This window comes from Tropicimonas omnivorans (assembly GCF_031846565.1).
Taxonomy (GTDB): Bacteria; Pseudomonadota; Alphaproteobacteria; order Rhodobacterales; family Rhodobacteraceae; genus Tropicimonas_B; species Tropicimonas_B omnivorans.
The window spans coordinates 1-437 of sequence record NZ_JAVRHL010000017.1; the positions used below are offsets into that span (position 1 = coordinate 1).

Sequence of the window (437 nt, forward strand, 5' to 3'; positions counted from 1 at the left end):
AATCTCTACCGTCAGAAGATCGGCGATCTGGTCAATGCCCTTTCAGACCCGGAAGTTCGGGTCCAAGCCGCCGAGGCGATGCGCAGCCTGATCTCCGAGATCCGGATGATGCCGACAGCGGACGCGCCCGATGGGCACAGGATTGAGCTGAGCGGAGATCTGGCGGGTATTCTGGCTTTGGGAGGTGCGGATACGACAAAGCCCCCGCGGATGGCGAGGGCTGGGTCGGAAACGGTGGTTGCGGGGGCTCGAATTGGACATTGTTTTATCCCGGCCAGAACCGGCGGGATGAAGTTCAGTCCGCTACTACAAGAACCAGGGCTACGTCCGAGGTCCTTCAGCCTCCCCTGTACTGCGTCTGATACTACGGAGTGCTGAACGCAGGGTGGACGGAAGCAGACCATCGCTGAGCCCTGCGCGCACGGACGCGTTGCGCA

General features: G+C 61.6%; 1 pseudogene. It reads left to right on the forward strand.

Annotated features, from left to right (window positions below):
- Positions 1-378: pseudogene (locus RM543_RS18890) on the forward strand (hypothetical protein); the annotation flags it as partial.
- Positions 379-437 lie beyond the last annotated feature (59 nt).